The following is an 18,289-nucleotide window of genomic DNA, read 5'->3' on the forward strand; positions in this document are numbered from 1 at the left end:
TTTATCAACATTTGTAAAAAATAATAAGCCTGTCTTGAGTTTCTTTAAAAAAAAGGACGCTAATCAGCAATTATTGTAAATTAAACAGTTAACGGTTTCGTAATATGAAATGGATGCGGGGCTTTTAAACAGCTTGGTCTGGTCAATGGTTAGCACCTAAATCGGGTACAATATTGCAGTTGGGTTTTATGAGATTTGTGTGTTTTCCATATGCATGTTTTTATTTAGCTTTGGCGATAAATCGTAAAAGGATATCAGAATATGAACTATGATCTAATTGTTATAGGCAGCGGCCCCGGTGGATATGTTGCTGCAATACGCGCATCGCAACTGGGCCTAAAAACTGCCATCGTTGAAAAAGAATCATTAGGCGGTATATGTTTAAACTGGGGTTGTATCCCAACCAAGGCCCTATTAAAAAGTGCCCAGGTTTTTGAATATGTTAACCACGCTGCCGATTACGGTATCAAAGTAGCCGCAGGCGAAGTTGATTTTGAGTCGGTTATCAAAAGGAGCCGCGGCGTTGCTGATGGCATGAGCAAAGGCGTTCAGTTTTTGATGAAGAAGAACAAGATAGACGTGCTGATGGGCTTTGGTAAACTAAAAGGTAAAGGCACCGTTGAAGTTAAAGGCACCGACGGCGTACCTAAAGAATACACTGCCAAACATATTATATTAGCAACAGGCGGCCGCTCGCGCGAGTTACCTAACCTTAAGCAAGACAATAAAAAGGTTATCGGCTACCGCCAGGCCATGGTATTACCTAAGGCACCGGGCTCAATGGTAGTTGTAGGTTCGGGTGCAATCGGTATCGAGTTTGCTTACTTTTACAACTCTATCGGTACTAACGTTACTGTGGTTGAGTTTTTAGATAACATTGTTCCGCTTGAAGACGAGGATGTATCAAAACAACTGGCACGTACCTTAAAAAAACAAGGCATCAATATCATGACCAGCTCAACCGTTGAATCTGTTGATACATCGGGCGATGGCTGCAAGGTAAACATCAAAACAGCAACCGGCGATATCCAGTTAGAGTGTGATGTAGTATTATCTGCAGTTGGTATTTCAACCAACCTTGAGGGCATAGGCCTTGAAGAAGCCGGTGTAAAAACCGATAAAGGCAAAGTACTGGTTGACGATTTTTACAAAACCAATGTTGAAGGTGTATACGCCATTGGCGATATTGTAAAAGGCCAGGCCCTGGCACACGTAGCATCAGCTGAAGGCATTATTTGTGTGGAGAAGATAGCTGGTCACAACCCAGAGCCATTAAACTATAACAACATACCGGGCTGTACCTACTGCTCGCCCGAAATTGCTTCGGTTGGTTATACCGAAAAAGCGGCCAAAGAAGCCGGCTACGAAGTAAAGATCGGCAAGTTTCCGTTCTCGGCATCGGGTAAGGCAAGTGCTGCCGGTGCTAAAGACGGTTTTGTTAAAGTGATCTTCGATGCCAAATACGGTGAGTTTTTAGGTGCGCACATGATAGGCATGAACGTTACCGAAATGATTGCCGAAGTAGTTACCGCCCGTAAACTGGAAGCAACCGGACACGAGATCATCAAATCGGTACACCCGCACCCAACCATGAGCGAAGCTTTGATGGAAGCTGCCGCCGATGCATACGGCGAGTGTATACACTTGTAAGAATATGTAAAATGTGAGATGGAAGATGGAAGATGTGAAAGCATCATATCTGTCTTCCATTTTGCTTTTTATAATAAAACATCTTCCATTTTACCTCACACATCTTCCATCATATGAAACTCTACACGATAGACACCGGCTTTTTTAAACTCGATGGCGGCGCTATGTTTGGCGTAGTGCCTAAAACACTATGGAACAAAACCAACCCCGCCGACGAAAACAACTTGTGTACCTGGGCCATGCGTTGTTTGTTAGTTGAGGATGAGGGCCGGTTGATATTGATAGATAATGGTATCGGCGATAAGCAGGACGCTAAGTTTATGGGACATTATTACCTTCACGGTGATGATACGCTGGATAATTCGCTGGCAAAACTTGGTTACCACCGCGATGATATTACCGATATGTTCCTCACCCACCTGCACTTCGACCATTGCGGCGGTTCCATTATCCGCGAAGGCGAAAATCTGGTTCCTGCTTTTAAAAATGCCACTTATTGGAGTAATGAAGAGCATTGGAACTGGGCGGTATATCCTAATGATCGTGAGAAAGCATCCTTTTTAAAAGAGAATATCCTACCCATACAACAGAGCGGCCGGTTAAAGTTTGTTGAAAGCCAGGACGGTGTCCAATTTAGCAAAAACATGCGTATACGCTTTGCTTATGGCCATACCGATGCCATGATGTTACCGCAGATCTATTATAAGGATAAAACCCTGGTTTACATGGCCGATCTGCTGCCTTCGGTTGGGCACATCCCGTTACCGTATGTTATGGCTTATGATATGTTCCCGCTTAAAACCCTCACCGAAAAAAAAGCCTTCCTCACAGAGGCTGCCGAAAAGGAATACATCTTGTACCTGGAACACGATCCCGTTAACGAATGCTGCACGTTACAGCAAACCGAAAAAGGCATCCGCTTAAAGGATACCTTCAGGCTTAACGAAGTATAACCACTAAACGTTTTTAGGGTAATCGTAATACTCGATGGTGCCAGTGCTTCCGCTGATCAGTTGCCATGATACGCCATCAAAATGGATAACCACCACTGCACAAGTAGGCATGTCATACATTTTACCCGTCAGGTAATAAACCAGGTCGCTTATACCGGGGTTGTGCCCAAACAGGGCTATAAAATCGTACTCATCAGGCAAACTGCTCACTACCGAAAGCAGGGTAGAGCTGCTTGCTTCATAAATAGCCGTATGGTATTCGGGCTCGGCAAGCTTAAATGTTTCGGCAAATATCCTGGCAGTTGCTTTTGCTCTTTCGGCGGGGCTGCTCACTATAAATTGCGGAACAATACCCTTTTGCTGCAGGCGTTGTGCCATTTCGGGAGCCGTTTCTTCGCCGCGGGGATTTAACGGGCGCTCAAAGTCGGTTAAATCAGGGATATCCCAGCCAGACTTGGCATGGCGCACCAGCATTAGTTTCTTCATAGGTCATATTAACAAGGCATTAAGATAATAGTTTTTTCAGAAAAGGAAGCCTAACCCAATAGAAAATACCCTGTTTTTTGTCGACATCACTGTTGTGTTGGTTGGGTCGGTGGTAGCAATGTTGTTAAGGCCCAGTGCGTAATTGGTATTAAAGGTTAAATGATTATTGAGCTCAAACCCGCTTGTTAAATTAACGCCGGTATCAAGTCGCTTATAATCCTGCGAGCTGCCAAACGACAGGTTTTCGCCGTTCGAGTTATTGCTGTTTTCAAACAATACATTACCGCTTAGCCCTATTGATAAATAAGGGCCGGTACCCACATACAACTTACCCATGCCCGGCAGATTGAATTTATAAAGCAGGTTTAACGGGATATCAATATAGGTTAATTTATAGGTGGCAGTTTGCGCGTTTTCATAGGTGATAACGCCTTTACCCGTAATACCCAGGCCCGATTGCAGGTAAAAACTGTTTTTTAAAGGCTTTTCAACTACCACCGATAGGTTATAGGTAGTTACCGAATTGGTAGAGATAATATCCGGATTATCAATAGCCTGCGATGCAAAACTTAAGCCCGCACGGATACCGAATTGTAAATTCTGACCAAATGAAACATGGCACACAAGTATCATTAAGATCACTAACAAGGGGGGCTTCTTCATCCGGCACGTATTTAAAAAAATCAGAATGCTATTTTACACATTATTTGCAAACCCAACAACAATAGCCTCGGGTATTTCGTGCATACATTTAAAATGTCCAAGCGGGCATTTTTCCAGCCCGAATTTTGAACATGGCCTGCACGGCAAGTCAATACCCACAACTAATGCGTTTTTTACCTTGTAAGGCTGTACGCCTAATAACTCGGGCACGGTGCCACCCCAAATTGAGGCTATCGGCACGTTAAACGCTTCTGCAATATGTGTAAGGCCGGTATCAAAGCCAATTACGTTTTTGGCCCGCGATACCAGGAATACCGATTCATCTAACGTAGTACTACCGCAGGTGTTATAAACTTTTGTGCCGGTACCGTTAACTATCTCATCGCCATTGGCTTTAACATCATTGCCGCCTAATAAAACAACCGGCCCGCTAATTTGCTTGCAAATGCTGATTATTTTTTCGTTAGGCATACGTTTGGTAAAGTGGGTTGCCCCGATAACAAATGCCGTATAACCATTTTGATGCGATGGCGGTAAGAGCCTGGATAGCTGGTGATCGGCCTTGATAAAGTAATCGATAGGTTTGTCATCATTTTTTACCCCCAAAAAGCTCACGGTTTGCATATAACGCTCAACCAAATGCGTTGGTGCAACCAGGTTTTTTAAATGGAGCTTTAACGACAGCCATTTACGTATCGTTTGTTTTTTATAGGTTGATGCAGGTACCCCCGTACGTAGTTTGATAATGGTGGTACGCAGGTTATTGTGCAGATCGATAATATGATCAAACTTTTCGGCTTTGATATCTGCTATGGTCTCATTCAACGTCGGTTTTAGCAGGTGGACCTTATCTACGTAAGGATTGCCATTATAGATATATTGAAAGGCAGGTTTGGTTAAAAAGTGGATCTCGGCTCCCGGCAACTGCTGTTTTAAGCAGCGCACAACCGGGGTGGTATAAATAATATCACCCATCGAGCTAAACCGTATCACCAATATTTTAAGACCGTTTTCCAAATCGTTATTGCTTTTTCCTTGCGGCGAAGATGTTTTTGATCTCCTCAACCGACCGTGCATTGAGGCATTGAGCGGCAGTTAACCCACCTTTACGGCCAATTAACGTGCCATAATACATATCATGATAACCTTCGTTACGGTGCGCATCGGGGTTGATAGATAATATTACACCCTTATCCAAAGCATATTGGTGCCAGCGCCAATCCAGGTCGAGCCTCAGCGGGTTGGCGTTGATCTCTATCACCACACCGTTGGCCGCGCAGGCATCTATTACCTTTTTATAATTAATATCATATCCCTTGCGGCTCAATAGCAATCTGCCGGTTGGGTGCCCCAATATGGTCGTGTACGGATTCTCGATAGCTTTGATCAAACGTTCGGTAGCTTTTTCTTCGGCCATTTTTAGGTTGCTGTGTACCGATGCCACAATGAAGTCGAACCGTTTCAATATTTCATCCGGGTAATCCAGCGAGCCGTCGTTCAAAATATCCGATTCAATACCCTTAAAAATATGGAATCCGGTTATCTTCTTATTCAGATGCTCAATTTCTTCATGTTGTTGCAGCACACGCTCAATACTCAAACCATTGGCATAAAAGGCACTTTTGCTGTGGTCGCAAATACCCAAATATTCCAATTTTAGTTCATCGCGCAGGTACAGGGCAATATTCTCCAAAGTATTGATACCGTCGCTCCAGTTACTGTGGTTATGCAGCGTACCTTTCAGGTCGGCATATTCTATCAGTTTTGGCAATTGTTTTGCCGCGGCTTTCTTGATGTAGTCGTCACTCTCGCGCAGTTCAGGCTCTACGTATTGCAGGCCTGCTTTTTCGTAAATTTCTTCTTCGCTCATCGCGATGAAACCGCGGTCATTTATCAAATTTAAAACCGGGTCAACATGCTGGTCATGTCCCGTAAGGATAAATAGCTGCATGTAAAATAACGCTACAGGCACTATGCTGATATTTACCAGCAGTCCATTGTCTAATTTCGCTTTAAAAACCAGGTCGTCAAACGCCACGTCTGCAAATATGCCCGAAGTGCGGAGCTTATCCACAATACTATCGCGATTTGCCGCCCCGACAACAAAATCCAAATGATTGATGATCTCACATCTTCTCCTAAACTCGCCGCATAAGGCTATCCGGCTTTCGCCGATAAGGCTGTTCAGTTGTTTCAGCAATTCATTGGCTGTAGCTTCAACCTGGGCATATAAAAACTTGCCGCTGTTAGCCATCCTGAACTCTATCACCTTACGTATCTCTTCCTGGGTCTTCAAACCAAAACCTTTGGCTTCCACCAGGCGGTTTTCGTTACAGGCATAATACAATTCACCGGTATTTTCAATGCCCAGCTCATGCCAAATGATCGCTATCTTTTTAGGCCCGATGCCTTTTATGCCCAGCATCTCCACAATACCCGGCGGAGTAGCATCAAGCATTTCCTGCAATTCAACCATGCTGCCGGTGGTTAACAGCTCCACCAGTTTGCCGGCTATGCTTTTGCCAATGCCGTCAACCTTTTCCAGTTCATCATAAGGCTTATCCGCAATTTTAAACGGCAGTTTATCAACCTTAAAGGCCGCGTTGGCTATCGATTTGATCTTAAAAGGATTAACCTCGTGCAGTTCCATCAACTGGGATAGCAGGCGCAGAGTACGGGCAATTGTTTTATTTTCCATGGAAATTACAAGTGGATAAAAATACAATTAGGATTTCGAATTTCGGATGTTCGATTTCGGATTTGTTTTTTATGAAGTCATGCTGAACTTGTTTCAGCACCCCATCATACGGAGCGGTTGTGCAGGCCTCTCCGCGCGTCATTGCGAGGGACGAAGCAATCCCCGACTTACAGAGACGATAGACAGGGTGGGTATTTGTCGGTATTCAAACAACTTTTGCTTCCGGCTTCACGCCTCAAGTTTCCGGCTTGTAACACATAGGTATTCTTCGGTATTTTTATGGTATTTCTAACAGAAACCCCTCAATTTAGCTCTAAATGCAGATTCTTGTCATTTCATACCGACGTGACACATAGGTATCTCATAGGTATTCATCGGTATATCGATGTCTCATATTTCATCGCTGCAACAAACCAATTACCTAATGATCAATGATCCAATAATTTTCTATTCAATCATTCAAAACTCAATCCTTCAATCATTGCCAGGCAGGGGGGAAATTGTAAGAAAATTTTCAACCTTTTATTCCCGTTTTTCCCTTGCGCTAAGCATACAATATAACGAAAATTGGTCGGATTTGCAAAAAGAGATTAAAATATGATATTTACATTCAATGGCTGATCGCACAAAAAGAAATGAAATAATAAAAGCACTTGCGTGGTTTGGTATATTGATAATACTGGTTTTTTGGTTGGTGCCAACTTATATAGCACCATTGATTTGGCGGGATGATCATGTCAAAAAACAAACCTATTTTTATTCTGCAGGTTTAGCTGGTAAAATAACAGCTGTTGATGCTGGCAGGGGAGTGAAAATACGACTGGATAATCATCAATCATATTTGGAGCCATCGGGCTATTATTGTTTGACCTGCAAAGGCGATTTTACCTTTGAAACCGGCGAGAACATAGGCGACTCATTAATAAAAAAACCAAACTCGGATATCTTCTTATTAAAAAAAGCCAATGGTGATACCCTAACCTTTAAAATAATTAAGCAAAACTAACTTTCCAACTTTAAAACATTGTCACTCCCTCAGCCCGGGAAAGCGTCCACGCTTTCCCGTAAGTTTAGTTAAGCGTCCACGCTTAACCCTGCTATTGGAAAACATAAATCAAAATTCGAAATAGAACATTCGAAATTAAACTGGAGCTTTAATTCACCACCACCTCATAAGGCATCCTTGCCAAAATCCCGCTCATTTTGGTAGCAGCTTTTACCTGCTCGTAATATTTGTAATTGTCGCCCAGTTCGGCTTTAGTAAAGTGGGTGCGTATATCGGCGCTCATGCCACGGGTAATGCTTTTAAACGAGCTTTCCTGTTCGGGGTAGGTAACTATACTGTATTCCTTGATCTTGGCTTTGGTTGCTGCCGATTTAATGGCATCGTTAATATTGCCTAATTTATCAACCAGTCCAATTTTAATGGCCTGTTCGCCCGTCCACACACGGCCCTGGGCTATGGTGTTGATATAGGCCTGGCTTTTACCACGGCCGTTTGCCACAGCTTTGGTAAAATCGTCGTAACCACGGTTGATCATATTTTGCAATATCAGTTTTTCATCCGGCGTTAACGGTCGGCACGCATTACCCAGGTCGGCATATTTGCCGGTTTTTACCCCATCAAAGGTGAGCCCTAATTTATCGTTGAAGAATTTTTGAAAGTTGGGGATAATAGCAAAGATCCCTATCGAGCCGGTAATGGTATTCGGTTCGGCATAGATCGAATCGGCAGCACAGCTAATGTAATAACCACCCGATGCCGCTACATCGCCCATCGAAACAATAATAGGTTTTACCTTTTTGGTGAGCATTACTTCGCGCCATATCACGTCCGACGCCAGCGAACTGCCGCCCGGCGAGTTAACCCGCAGCACCACAGCTTTTACCTTATCATCCAGCCGTACCTGGCGCAGGGTTTTTGATATCTTTTCCGAACCGATGGTATTATCGTCGCCATCGCCGCCGGTAATTTCGCCCGATGCATATACAATGGCTACCCGGCTGTTTGATGTGGTAGTATCCTGAGCCTGGCTCACAGCCTTGGTATAATCGGCAATATCAACCGATTTAACGTTTTGTTTTTTAGTGATGCCTGTGCGCGATTTCAACTCCTCAAGCAGCTCGTCCTTATATCTTAACCCGTCAATTAACCGGTATTTAACCGCGTCTTCGGGGTTGCGCACCAGCATGTTATTGGCAATGTTAAATAAGCTGTCTTTATTGATCTTACGGTTGGCGCTGATGCCTGCCAGGAAATGATCGTACATCGAACCGAGGTATTCAGTAACCTGTTTACGGTTGGCATCGCTCATCTTATTTAAAACAAAAGGCTCGGTGGCGCTTTTGTAAGTTCCTACTTTAATTACCTGCGCTTCAATACCCAGTTTATCCATCGCGCCTTTATAAAACATAATTTGCGAGCTAAAGCCGTGAAACTCAAATATCCCCTTAGGGTTCATGTAGATCTTATCAGCAACTGATGACAGGTAGTAAAACGATTGCGTGTATACCTCACCGTAGGCAACAATAAACTTACCCGACTTTTTAAAATCCAGCAGGGCGTTACGGATCTCTTCGGTAGTGGCCTGGCCGGTAAGCATATAACTTTCGTCTAAAAATATGCCTTTGATATGGTCGTCGGTCTTCGCTTTTTTAATATTGGCCAAAATGTCGTTCAATCCTATCGATTTATCTTCATCAAACCCCAAAAAGCCAAGGGCGGCCAGCGGGTTTTTAGGTGTACGTTCTTTAATGCTCCCGGTAAGGGCAATACGCATTACCGAGTTTGAGGCTACGTCAACGGTTTTGTCGCCGCTTACGCCAACTGCGATCCCGATAACGATAACGAAAAGCAGGATAGTAAGGATAATAATGCCGACAATGGTGGCAAAAACAAATTTGAAGAATTGTTTCATTTAATATTTAAAAACTTTAACTATGCAAAACTACTAAAAGCATACACATAACCTTAAGAGAGCCGTGCATAATATTTGTTACAACAATGATTGATGTTTTTTTACTTTTAGGAAGTAACCTTGGGCACAGGCAGTTATTTTTACAACAGGCCGAAGAGGCTATAGGCAGCCAGGTAGGAACTGTGGTTAAACGCTCTTCGGTTTACGAAACACAATCGTGGGGTAAAACCGATCTTCCCGACTATTTAAACCAGGTATTGCTGGTTAAAACTATTTTAAAACCGCGCGAAGTATTACAGCGTATATTGGCTATTGAGCAAACAATGGGCCGCGAGCGTACCGAGAAGTGGGGATCGCGTACCATTGATATCGATATTTTGTTTTACGGTAATGAGATAGTAAATGAGCCCGACCTGGTGATACCGCATCCGCATTTGCACCAGCGTAAGTTTGTTTTGGAGCCTCTGGCCGAGATCGCGCCACAGTACATACACCCCGTATTAAATAAAACTATTTTAATATTAAATGGTTTTACCGATACTTTGATTGTTAAAAAGTTATAATTTTACATATTTAATCAATAGTTATGTCCGGATTGGAACTATCAGATCAATACTTTGACCTTTCTTTTCTGCTCGAAATAGCCGATGGCAGTAATGAATTTATTGTCGAATCGATAGATATGTTTTTGGTGCAAACGCCCGAATTAATGTGGGCCATTTATAATGCCATCCGTGCCGAAGATCGCACAGCGCTTGCACAATCGGCACACAAACTAAAACCTAATCTTGGTTTTTTCGGAATGCTTACCGCCCAGGCCATGATGCAGGAAATTGAAGGTATGACCAAAGCAGGCGACGACCTTGCCGCGATTGAGGCAAAATACGTTGCTGTAAGAGGCATTGTGGCCCCCACACTTGAGAAACTAAAATTAATTAAAGAGGCAAAAGCTGCCGAACTTTAAGCTTCTACCAACTCAAAGCTATAGCTTTCCATAATGAGGTTAGCCAGCAGGTTTTTGCACGCCTGCTCAACTTTGGCGTGGGCAGCTTCTTTGTCTGCAGCTTCTATTTCAAGCGAAATATGTTTACCGATACGTACGTTCTGGATTTCGGAAAGGCCTAAATTTTTCATACTGCCGGTAACTGCTTTACCTTGTGGGTCAAGTATTTCTTTTTTGGGCATTACATCAATTTCTGCTTGGAATTTCATCATTATTTGGCGATTCTGAATTGGATTACGGATAGGGTGATATACATAAATAAGATAACCGGAACGGCTACAAATTTAAAAATTACAATGGATATTGCCGATACAGTAAGCAATAAATACCGGTAAATATTGTTGTGTACATCGGCATTTTTAAACTTAAGCGACATCAGCGGGATTTCGGCAACCAGCAGCGCGCACATAATTAAAACAAAACAAGCTAAGCCGTATGGGTTTAATATAAATGTGGAGAAAGCGGTATGCTGTTGCAGTATCAACGGTAACGATGCGATGAGGATGGCGTTTGCCGGAGTAGGCAAGCCGATAAAAATTTCACTCTGGCGTTCGTCAATATTAAACTTGGCCAGCCTTAACGCCGAAAATACCGGGATCAAAAAGGCGATATAATTTAAATACTCGCTGATATGCTCAATTTGAGGTGCCTGTAAAAACAGCTCGTAAATAATTACCGAAGGCAAAACACCAAAGCTAACCATATCGGCCAGCGAATCGAGATCTTTACCGATGCCCGAAAATGATTGGAGCAACCGCGAGGCAAATCCATCAAAAAAATCAAAAACAGCGGCTAAAAATAAGGCGTAGGCAGCGTAAAGCAGGTTACCCTGGAAGGCGAAAACTATACCCAGGCATCCGCTGAATAAGTTTGCGCAAGTAATTGCATTGGGGACATGTTTTATTACGCGTTGCCTCATTTCACTGCAAATATAAGGAAGCTTATTAACTATGAAACGAAAATATTACAGAAACACGTACTTTGTGTTGCTGCAATATTTTCGTTTCGTTAATTTTTTTACGAATTCATGGATATCAGGAACTCTTCGTTGGTTTTTGTACCACGCATTTGCGCCTGTAAAAACTCCATCGATTCCTGCGAATTCATATCGGCAAGGTGGTTACGTAAAATCCAGATGCGTTGCAAGGTTTCGCGGTCAAGCAACAGATCGTCGCGGCGGGTACTTGATGCCGTCAGATCGATAGCCGGGAAGATTCGTTTGTTTGATAGTTTCCTGTCCAACTGCAGCTCCATGTTACCGGTACCTTTAAACTCTTCAAAAATAACCTCGTCCATTTTCGAGCCGGTTTCGGTCAATGCTGTAGCGATGATGGTTAACGAACCGCCATCTTCAATTTTACGGGCCGCACCGAAGAAACGTTTTGGCTTGTGTAATGCGTTGGCATCAACACCACCCGATAATATTTTGCCCGATGCCGGTGCCACAGTATTGTAGGCACGTGCCAAACGGGTTATCGAGTCGAGCAATATCACCACATCATGGCCGCACTCAACCATACGTTTTGCTTTTTCTAAAACGATGTTGGCAATTTTTACGTGGCGCTCGGCAGGTTCGTCAAATGTTGACGATACTACTTCGGCGCGTACGCTGCGGGCCATATCGGTTACCTCTTCGGGGCGTTCATCGATCAATAAAATGATTAGGTAAACCTCCGGATGGTTACGGGCTATGGCGTTGGCCACATCCTTTAACAACATGGTTTTACCTGTTTTTGGCTGGGCCACAATTAAACCACGCTGACCTTTACCGATAGGCGAGAACAGGTCCATAATGCGGGTTGAGTAATTACCCGAATCGGTAAACAGGTTCAATCTTTCCGACGGGAAAAGCGGCGTTAAGTGGTCAAACGGTACACGGTCGCGCACTTCGGCAGGTATACGGCCGTTAATGGCCTCAACACGTACCAACGGGAAATATTTTTCACCTTCTTTTGGAGGGCGTATGCTGCCGCGTACAGTATCGCCGGTTTTTAAACCAAACAGTTTGATCTGCGATTGCGATACATAAATATCATCCGGCGAAGTTAAATAGTTATAATCCGATGAGCGTAAAAAGCCGTAACCGTCGGGCATAATTTCCAGTACCCCTTCGTTAACAATTACATTGTCAAAGTCAAGGTTAATAGCCGGTTCCTGGTTTTTTTGCTGGTTGTTATTATTGTTATTACGGCGCTCAAATTTTTGAGGGCGCGCTTCCGGGGCTGCTGCCTCGGGCGGGTTACCTGCCTGCACAGGCTCTTCGCTTGGTACATAAGCTTCAGCAGCCGCAGGTACGTTGCTTTCAGTTTCCTGCGATGGCTGCGCGTCGTCATCGTCGGCGTAGCTGTTAAACAGGTTAGTGTCATCAACATGCACTTCGGTGCGTTGCTGCTCTATTTTTGATTTTAGCGTACGCACTCTTTTACGCGGCTTATCGCCGGCGTCTTCAGTTGTAGCTGCAGTCACCGGATTATGTTCGGTATAATCGTTTGTAACGGTTTGTTGTTGTAAGCGGGCAGCTTCAATTAAGCTTTGCTGCTCGGATATTTTGGCGATAAGGTCGGGCTTTCTTAAGCTGTCGGCATCAGGAACGCCGAAACTTTTAGCTAATGAACGCAGTTCAGAAACGAGCTTATCGTTTAATTCAGTTGTGTTAGACATGTGATTGAATAATATTTCAAAAGGATATTTTTGAGTAGAAACCTTGCAAACCTTATGTTTGTATTAAAAAATCTGCAACTATTAGTAAATGATGGAAATTTTAAAACTGATTCTTTGGTGCAAGAAATTCAGGAAAACGGTACAATTTTAAATAATAATTTCAATACTTCAAATTTTTTTGAAAATATATGACCAAATCGTGTCAATTACCCCTAAATTTCATTCTTTTGTACTGCAAATAATACAAACTTCATGCCGAACCGTCAGCAGTTGATCAGTCAGATCAAACAAAAAAAATCTTTTCTATGTGTAGGGCTCGATACCGATATCCAAAAGATACCCCAGTTTCTTTTAGATACCCACGACCCGGTGTTTGAATTTAACCGGCGCATTATTGATGCGACCCGTGATCTCTGCGTAAGCTATAAGCCAAATTCGGCCTTTTACGAAAGTATGGGAGTAAAAGGACTGCAAAGCCTGATCAAAACCTGGGAGTATTTACCCAAAGAATGCCTTAATATTATTGATGCCAAGCGCGGCGATATTGGTAATACATCAGATATGTATGCCAAAACATTTTTTGATGTTACAGCGTCGGGTATGAGCTTTGATGCCATAACTGTTGCGCCCTATATGGGCAACGATAGTGTTACATCGTATTTAAAGTACGATGATAAATGGATCATCCTGCTGGCGTTAACATCCAACTCGGGCGCTTATGATTTTCAGTTCCTCAATACCGGCGAAGGTTATTTATACGAAGAGGTTGTTAAAAAGGCAGTTACCTGGACCGGTGATGACCGCCTGATGTTTGTTGTTGGCGCAACCAAAGGCATAGGTTTTTTAGATATCCGCAAACACGCACCCGATCATTTTTTACTGGTACCCGGAGTAGGTGCACAGGGAGGCAGCCTGGCCGAAGTTTGCCAATACGGCATGAACAAGGATTGCGGACTGATCGTTAACGCTTCGCGCTCCATTATCTATGCCTCAAACGGCGAGGATTTTGCCGAAGCCGCCCGGGCCGAAGCCCTGAAAATTCAGCAGGAGATGGAAGTGGAGCTGGAAAAAGCAGGAATAATTTAATGTAAAATGGATGATGTAAGATGGAAAATGTGTTGCTGATATTTTAGTTTTTACATCTTCCATCGTACCTTTCACATCTTACATAAAAATCATGATTTTTAACGAGGACTTCCTCCAGTACGTTTGGAAATTCAGGCTGTTTGACAAGGCCGGGTTACAAACTACTTTGGGCGAAGCCGTTGAGATCGTTTCTCCCGGTTTGCAAAACATTGATGCCGGTCCGGATTTTCAACATGCTAAAATCAAGATAGGTGATACCCTTTGGGCCGGCAATGTCGAAGTGCATTTATCCTCATCCGAATGGAAGCGGCACGGCCACACTGCCGATCCGGCTTATGATAATGTGATCCTGCATATTGTTTACCACGATGACGAGCCGGTTTACCGTAAGGATGGAACCCCGATCCCCACTATCATTTTAAACGATCGGATCCCCGGCGAACTGTTTCAAAAATACCACAACCTCATTAACGGCGACAGGCAGATCATCCCCTGCGAAGCCACCATTGGCAAAATTGATAACCTGCTGGTGCGCAACTGGCTAACCCGCGTGCTCATCGAGCGCCTGCAAAACCGTTCCAATCAGCTGGCGCAAGCCATAGCAACCAACAAAGGCGATTGGGAAGAAACCTTTTACCAGTACCTTGCCGCCAACTTTGGTTTTAAAACCAATGCCGTACCTTTCGAACTGCTCGCTAAATCGCTGCCGCAAACTATCCTGGCAAAGCACAAAAATAACCCGCAGCAAATTGAGGCATTGATCTTCGGCCAGGCCGGGTTTTTAACTGATGATCTGCAGGATGCCTACCCGGTAGCCCTGCGTACCGAATACCATTTCCTGCAAAAGAAATACGGCCTTAAGCCCATAGAAAAGCATTTGTGGAAGTTTTCAAAACTGCGCCCCTTAAATTTTCCAACCATCAGGCTGGCACAGTTTGCAGCACTGGTTTACCAGTCAAACCACCTGTTTTCAAAAGTTTTGGATATTAAAAATTACGATGATTACGGCAAGCTGTTTACCGATATTAAAGTGAACATCTACTGGGATGAACATTACCAGTTTGATAAGCCATCAAAGCCCATCGCAAAAAACTTAGGCAAATCATCGGTAGATGTTTTGTTATTAAATACAATAGTGCTATATTTATTCTCTTATGGTAATCAGCACCAGCAGGAACGGTTTATTAACCGTGCATTGCACCTGCTCGAGTTTTTACCTGTTGAGCAAAACAGCATTATTGCCGATTTTGTTACCATGGGCGTAAAGGTAAGTACGGCGTACGAATCGCAGGCCTTGCTGGAGCTTAAAAACTCGTACTGCAATTATAAAAAATGCCTGCAGTGCGGTATTGGGAATAAGATATTAAAACCCCCTGTGTGATGTTGCAGCGTATATTAACCTTTTTCGAAAAATACTCTTTTGGTGTTTGTACCTATCTGGGCGAACGGTTCAATATCTCCATCTCCAAAATACGCCTGTTTTTTATTTATTCTTCTTTTTTAGCTGTCGGCTTTCCGCTGATATTTTATTTTTTTGCAGGTATCGTGCTTGATATCCGCAACTATGTAAAACGTATCCATACCCGCGTATCCGATCGGTAGCCGGTTATCTGTGTTTCTTTATTTGTAAAATAATTGCTCTGTAAATGAGTTAGTTAGGCGTGTTTTTATTGTCCCGGGCAACCGTTGCCTGATCCTCCCCGTTTTGTGTGTGATAAAGGTCCTGATGAACACCGTCCCCTGGCTGATGGACCGCCGAAAGGTAAATCTCTATTAACTACCATACACCCTGTTAAAGTTACCTGCTGCTTGTTAGCGATATGGCTATGTCGTGAGCTGATTGCGGGAATACTGAACGAACCTTTAAGTCAGTTTTCTGGACTTTTAGGCAAAGCCGTTTGAGCAGGCAGGTTATATTTTTGCATCCCTTAATTTATTTACACTAAACCAAATGAAACTAAACACAACAAGCACAAATAAAAAGAATGAACAGATTATCACATTATTTAGCCTATGTATCGCGCTATTGCTGGGTTTATCGGCTTGCCGCAAATATCATGATTGCGGCTCCGATATGGGCAGTACAGCAGCACCAGCAACCGGCAACTGGACAAAAATCGCATCGCTCCCATCAAACCAGGAGTTTACGGTACTCGAAACATCCGGCAATAGCATTTATGCCGCCACTGGCGCAGGTGTAGTTTACAGCAGTACCGATATGGGTTTAACCTGGTCGGCTTCGGCGGTTGTAAAACAAGGCACTGTTATTTCGGCCTTAGGTATACTTAATAATACCATTTACGTTGGCACACAATTCGATGGTATTTTTGCCAGCGCCAACAACGGCCAATCGTGGGTAAAACAATCGTCCCTTGGGCAGATCACCTCATTTACCCTCTACAACAATAATTTATACGCGTCTTCGGCGCAAGCCACTTCCCCGGCCGACGGTGTTTGGTTTTTAAACCAGCAGCCCGGCACCTGGACACCGATCATCAGTAACGGCTTACCTTCAAACTACGATTTTGAAGTGATCAAAACCATCGCAGTTAATCAAAGCCTGGTATCTATACGCGGTTCAAATGGCTTTCTATATACTATTAGTGGCACTACGGGGCAATGGACCGCTACCAGTTATTTTAACCCGCATCGCCTTGCTACCATGCGCGATATCACCTACGCACAGGGTACCATGCTGGTTACACCCGGCACTATGCTGTATGGCAGCAATGATTTGGGTGCAAGCTGGGCAGCCGATACCTTGGGTTTGCAAAAAGAGCCGGGCACGATCAATTCAACCAGTGTCCGGATACTGTATACAGCCAATAATAAATTTTACGTGGTGAGCAATATACTTACCGGCGGTGGTATCAATGTGCAGCAACGCGATGCAAGCGCGCCGGTTGGTACAAGTTGGGCCACTAATAGTGATATTTTGCCTGCTCCGGCTTTTGCCTATGCTATCCGCTTATTAAACGGTACGCTTTTTTTGGCAACAGACAATGGTTTGTATTTCAAGAAAATTTAAGCTAAAAAACATCATCAATCTAACCCTATGAATAATAAAACTACATTTAAATTAAGCACCTGGTTACTGGCCCTGGCTTTATGTTACGGCTTGTCATCCTGTCATAAACCGGCAAAACCCGATTTGCCCGTACCTTCAACCTCACCCGTATTACAGCCCGCAAGCTCACAATGGGTGCAGATGAATACGCTTCCTCCCGATAGCATCACCGCGCTCGAAATATTCAACAACGTGATCTATGCAGCATCTTCAACATCTGGTAAAATTTACGAAAGTGGCGATGGCGGTGCAAGCTGGTCGGCAACAGCCTCAATTGGTACGGGTATCCATATCTCATCAATTACCGTATTTAACGGTAAAATATATGTGGGTACTTCTGGCGATATGTTTTTAAGTACCGATAATGGTAAAACATGGGTTGACGAAGGCGGGCTTACTTCCATAGTAACCTCTTTTACGGTATGGAACAATAATTTATACTGCTCTTCTTTTGATAACCGGGGCAAAGGCGTTTTAAAATTAAACCCCACCAATAACCAATGGGAAGTGTTTTTAAACGGGCTAACCAGTACACCCGGTATAAATGATGTGCGGGCGTCAAAGGTTATGGTGGCAAATAACTATCTGGTAGCGGCCACCAGCGATGTTTTTGGCGTTTTTGATCCTGCACAGCAAATGTGGCATCAAAAAGATTATGTAGATATTACCAAAACCAAATATAAAAATGTACGCTTCCCCAATTATGTGGTTGATATGGTTTATAACCAGGGCAGCATTTTAACACAGATCTATATTGGTAATAACAATCAGCAAAGCATTTTACGTACCGACGATGGAGGGATAACCCTGTACCCGGATACGGTAGGTATGAAAGCCGATACCGATGACGACAAATACCTGATCCGTGGATTGCTGGTAACCGAGCGCAAAGTTTATTCGGTAATTAACCAGGAAAAGGGTACGGTTGGCGTTTGGATACAAAGCCGCGATAACGCGGCTGTTGCAAACACAACATGGGCCAGCGGCGAGGAGTTTTTGCCGGGTTTGCGCTCTCATGCTTTGCGTTCGTTGACAAACACCTTGTTTTTGGCGACAGACAACGGCATATATTATAAAAAAACACCCTAAACTTGCCACGTATTT

At 43.6% G+C, this 18,289-nt stretch carries 18 protein-coding genes; 10 read left to right on the top strand and 8 right to left on the bottom strand.

Annotation, left to right across the window (positions count from 1 at the left end; translation table 11 throughout):
- The first annotated feature begins 261 nt into the window (after positions 1 to 261).
- Together lpdA and ACFGVR_RS11965 are read left to right on the top strand one after the other, a co-directional pair.
- The gene (gene lpdA / locus ACFGVR_RS11960; protein WP_448697314.1) at positions 262 to 1,650 is read left to right on the top strand and encodes a dihydrolipoyl dehydrogenase; all 1,389 of its coding nucleotides are present in this window, start codon (positions 262 to 264) and stop codon (positions 1,648 to 1,650) included.
- Between the two features lie 113 nt (positions 1,651 to 1,763).
- A complete protein-coding gene (locus ACFGVR_RS11965; RefSeq protein ID WP_448697316.1) occupies positions 1,764 to 2,603 on the top strand; it encodes an MBL fold metallo-hydrolase in 840 nt (279 codons plus the stop codon).
- Positions 2,604 to 2,606: 3 nt separating this feature from the next.
- On the opposite strand, the gene ACFGVR_RS11970 is transcribed toward ACFGVR_RS11965, so the two are convergent.
- The 4 genes from ACFGVR_RS11970 to ACFGVR_RS11985 are packed head-to-tail and all read right to left on the bottom strand — an operon-like array spanning position 2,607 to position 6,450.
- A complete protein-coding gene (locus ACFGVR_RS11970; RefSeq protein ID WP_448697318.1) occupies positions 2,607 to 3,089 on the bottom strand; it encodes a SixA phosphatase family protein in 483 nt (160 codons plus the stop codon).
- 36 nt (positions 3,090 to 3,125) lie between these two features.
- Positions 3,126 to 3,752, bottom strand: a complete 627-nt coding sequence (locus tag ACFGVR_RS11975) for a porin family protein (RefSeq protein ID WP_448697320.1) — start codon at positions 3,750 to 3,752, stop codon at positions 3,126 to 3,128.
- A gap of 33 nt (positions 3,753 to 3,785) precedes the next feature.
- Positions 3,786 to 4,769 carry a glycosyltransferase family 9 protein gene (locus ACFGVR_RS11980; RefSeq protein WP_448697322.1) on the bottom strand — a complete coding sequence of 328 codons (984 nt, stop codon included), beginning with the start codon at positions 4,767 to 4,769 and terminating at the stop codon, positions 3,786 to 3,788.
- A gap of 4 nt (positions 4,770 to 4,773) precedes the next feature.
- Entirely contained in the window at positions 4,774 to 6,450 is a 1,677-nt protein-coding gene (locus ACFGVR_RS11985) for a helix-hairpin-helix domain-containing protein (RefSeq protein WP_448697323.1), read from the bottom strand.
- A 613-nt stretch (positions 6,451 to 7,063) separates the two neighbouring features.
- On the opposite strand from ACFGVR_RS11985, the gene ACFGVR_RS11990 reads away from it, so the two are divergent.
- The gene (locus ACFGVR_RS11990; RefSeq protein ID WP_448697324.1) at positions 7,064 to 7,456 is read left to right on the top strand and encodes a hypothetical protein; all 393 of its coding nucleotides are present in this window, start codon (positions 7,064 to 7,066) and stop codon (positions 7,454 to 7,456) included.
- A gap of 148 nt (positions 7,457 to 7,604) precedes the next feature.
- Here the strand turns inward: ACFGVR_RS11990 and sppA are convergent, their stop codons facing one another.
- The gene (sppA, locus tag ACFGVR_RS11995) at positions 7,605 to 9,368 is read right to left on the bottom strand and encodes a signal peptide peptidase SppA (RefSeq protein WP_448697326.1); all 1,764 of its coding nucleotides are present in this window, start codon (positions 9,366 to 9,368) and stop codon (positions 7,605 to 7,607) included.
- Positions 9,369 to 9,454: 86 nt separating this feature from the next.
- Between sppA and folK the strand changes: the two genes are divergently transcribed.
- A complete protein-coding gene (folK, locus tag ACFGVR_RS12000; protein WP_448697328.1) occupies positions 9,455 to 9,931 on the top strand; it encodes a 2-amino-4-hydroxy-6-hydroxymethyldihydropteridine diphosphokinase in 477 nt (158 codons plus the stop codon).
- 23 nt (positions 9,932 to 9,954) lie between these two features.
- Positions 9,955 to 10,332, top strand: a complete 378-nt coding sequence (locus tag ACFGVR_RS12005) for an Hpt domain-containing protein (RefSeq protein WP_448697330.1) — start codon at positions 9,955 to 9,957, stop codon at positions 10,330 to 10,332.
- Here the strand turns inward: ACFGVR_RS12005 and purS are convergent.
- The 3 genes from purS to rho form a co-directional block, all read right to left on the bottom strand.
- Positions 10,329 to 10,583, bottom strand: a complete 255-nt coding sequence (gene purS, locus ACFGVR_RS12010; RefSeq protein WP_448697332.1) for a phosphoribosylformylglycinamidine synthase subunit PurS — start codon at positions 10,581 to 10,583, stop codon at positions 10,329 to 10,331. The genes ACFGVR_RS12005 and purS overlap by 4 nt on opposite strands.
- Positions 10,583 to 11,290 carry a CDP-diacylglycerol--serine O-phosphatidyltransferase gene (gene pssA, locus ACFGVR_RS12015; protein ID WP_448697333.1) on the bottom strand — a complete coding sequence of 236 codons (708 nt, stop codon included), beginning with the start codon at positions 11,288 to 11,290 and terminating at the stop codon, positions 10,583 to 10,585. Before pssA ends, purS begins: the two co-directional genes overlap by 1 nt.
- Before the next feature lie 98 nt (positions 11,291 to 11,388).
- Positions 11,389 to 13,032 carry a transcription termination factor Rho gene (rho, locus tag ACFGVR_RS12020; RefSeq protein ID WP_448697334.1) on the bottom strand — a complete coding sequence of 548 codons (1,644 nt, stop codon included), beginning with the start codon at positions 13,030 to 13,032 and terminating at the stop codon, positions 11,389 to 11,391.
- A 252-nt stretch (positions 13,033 to 13,284) separates the two neighbouring features.
- Between rho and pyrF the strand changes: the two genes are divergently transcribed.
- The 5 genes from pyrF to ACFGVR_RS12045 all read left to right on the top strand — a co-directional run bounded on the left by pyrF (position 13,285) and on the right by ACFGVR_RS12045 (position 18,274).
- The gene (gene pyrF, locus ACFGVR_RS12025) at positions 13,285 to 14,118 is read left to right on the top strand and encodes an orotidine-5'-phosphate decarboxylase (RefSeq protein ID WP_448697336.1); all 834 of its coding nucleotides are present in this window, start codon (positions 13,285 to 13,287) and stop codon (positions 14,116 to 14,118) included.
- A 91-nt stretch (positions 14,119 to 14,209) separates the two neighbouring features.
- Positions 14,210 to 15,499: a DUF2851 family protein gene (locus ACFGVR_RS12030; protein ID WP_448697338.1), complete on the top strand. Its 1,290-nt coding sequence runs from the start codon at positions 14,210 to 14,212 to the stop codon at positions 15,497 to 15,499.
- Entirely contained in the window at positions 15,499 to 15,720 is a 222-nt protein-coding gene (locus ACFGVR_RS12035; RefSeq protein WP_448697339.1) for a PspC domain-containing protein, read from the top strand. The genes ACFGVR_RS12030 and ACFGVR_RS12035 overlap by 1 nt, the downstream gene beginning before the upstream one ends.
- Positions 15,721 to 16,069: 349 nt before the next feature.
- The gene (locus ACFGVR_RS12040) at positions 16,070 to 17,146 is read left to right on the top strand and encodes a WD40/YVTN/BNR-like repeat-containing protein (protein ID WP_448697340.1); all 1,077 of its coding nucleotides are present in this window, start codon (positions 16,070 to 16,072) and stop codon (positions 17,144 to 17,146) included.
- Between the two features lie 27 nt (positions 17,147 to 17,173).
- Positions 17,174 to 18,274 (top strand): WD40/YVTN/BNR-like repeat-containing protein, encoded by a 1,101-nt coding sequence (locus ACFGVR_RS12045; protein ID WP_448697342.1) that lies wholly within the window; start codon positions 17,174 to 17,176, stop codon positions 18,272 to 18,274.
- The last annotated feature ends 15 nt before the right edge of the window (positions 18,275 to 18,289 follow it).

This window comes from Mucilaginibacter aureus (genome assembly GCF_053514885.1).